The organism is Endothiovibrio diazotrophicus, from assembly GCF_054657215.1.
On sequence record NZ_BAAHXB010000278.1, the window covers coordinates 1 to 897 of the forward strand.

The window sequence follows — 897 nt, forward strand, 5'->3', positions numbered from 1 at the left end:
CAGCAAGGCGTCGCGCCCCGTTGTCAACGCAATGGACATCCCGATGGGGGTAACGTATTTCTCCGCTCGCGGCAGCCGGAACAGGAACTTGGTAACGCCCAGGCTCTTGTCGAAAAACGATCCGCTATCCGGATAGGCGATCTTTTCGGTCAAATAGGCGTGAGCGTTTTTTCTGTGCCGCCCTCTCGCTTCGGAATAGAAGAAGAAATCGCATAGATCGATTGTTCTTTCTTGGGTGGTCATCGGCTTTGACGAGTTGGCGAGTGAAAGTGATCGAAATCGGCCGGGTCATGCTCGGCCCGCACCGGTGGCGGCTCCGCCGGCAGCGGCTCGCGGCCGCCATGATGCTTGGAGAACGGGATGTGAATGCTTTGGTCCAACACCGTCCGTTTCAGGGCGCCGACATCGTTGGACAACCTGTCCGACACCCCGCTCGTGGCGCGTAGGATGCCCAATGCCCACCGCCGCTCAAGCCACGCTTGCCAGTCGATTCAGAACCACCTGATGATGACCCGCCCACACGAAAACATCTATCGCGACTTCAAACGCGCAGAACACGGAGTCGAATCGAAAGGACCACCTGCCGCCTCCCACCGCCCTATCCTGTGGGAGCGGCCCTTAGGCTGCGATGTTTCGAAGCGCGGTGGTTCCATTCAACGGACGGAAGGCGCGGTGACGGCGCCATCGCGGCCTAAGGGCCGCTCCCACAGGCAAAGTTGTCGCTGACCCTACAAGCCCCCCAAGACGATCCCAATCGTCATCCCCCCTCTTCAACACCTCCATTCGAAAAATCAGAAAACGCCTACAGACGAACGGGCCACCCATCGTTAGCCTGTACCCCACAACGTTCAGTGGTGGAGCAGCAAGATGAAGGACGGAATCAGGGCGCGGATCGGC

General features: G+C 59.3%; 2 protein-coding genes. Both read right to left on the minus strand.

Annotated elements, in window-relative coordinates:
• The coding region (locus tag ACYQ2W_RS26385; RefSeq protein ID WP_459874067.1) for a hypothetical protein at nt 1–243 on the minus strand (243 nt) is incomplete at its 3' end.
• Nucleotides 240–416 carry a hypothetical protein gene (locus ACYQ2W_RS26390; protein ID WP_459874069.1) on the minus strand — a complete coding sequence of 59 codons (177 nt, stop codon included), beginning with the start codon at nt 414–416 and terminating at the stop codon, nt 240–242. The genes ACYQ2W_RS26390 and ACYQ2W_RS26385, both read right to left, overlap by 4 nt.
• Nucleotides 417–897: the final 481 nt, after the last annotated feature.